Raw genomic sequence first — 568 nt, 5'->3', positions numbered from 1 at the left:
ATCAGGAAAAGTACCATTAACGGTTACCTTTACTGATAAAAGTACAGGAACGCCCTCTTCATGGAAATGGAGTTTCGGAGATGGGACCTCCTCAACGTCCAAGACAGCTGTACATAAGTACGGTAAAGCTGGAAAATATACAGTCAGCTTAACAGTGAAAAACGCAGCAGGCAGTAACACTAAAACGATTTCAAGTTACATAACGGTTAAGAGCAAGTAATATTTTAAAAAGTAAAATGTCAGACTTTAAGGGAGTGAGGGGTTACTACCACATATCAAAAAACGTGGTAATTTTCACTTTTTTCTCCTGCAATTTTCCGAGCCTTGCTATCTTTAGAAGGTAACTAATTAGACCATTCGCGTATTTCAAGTTTGTAACTTCATATAGCCTTTTAATATCCTGTAAGTCTTTATTTTTGACAAAAATATAAAATCTTATAATGTATTAATTGGCTTTTGTATTAATTGGTTTTTGTATTAATTGGCTTTGTTTTTTTGCTTTATCCCACTTTCCGCAGGTGCGACAAGAAGCTATACTATGAATCGCGCCATTACGCTACCTCTTCCA

1 protein-coding gene is annotated in these 568 nt (G+C 35.7%); it reads left to right on the top strand.

Annotation, left to right across the window (positions count from 1 at the left end; all coding sequences use genetic code 11):
- Positions 1-220: PKD domain-containing protein (locus tag ASJ81_RS15000; protein WP_141241758.1), on the top strand; the 220-nt coding region annotated here is incomplete at its 5' end.
- Between the last annotated feature and the right edge of the window lie 348 nt (positions 221-568).

It is taken from the genome of Methanosarcina spelaei, assembly GCF_002287235.1.
In the GTDB taxonomy this organism is placed as follows: Archaea; Halobacteriota; Methanosarcinia; order Methanosarcinales; family Methanosarcinaceae; genus Methanosarcina; species Methanosarcina spelaei.
Note: the sequence above shows the minus strand (reverse complement) of the source record. Positions and strands in the feature narration are given on the sequence as shown.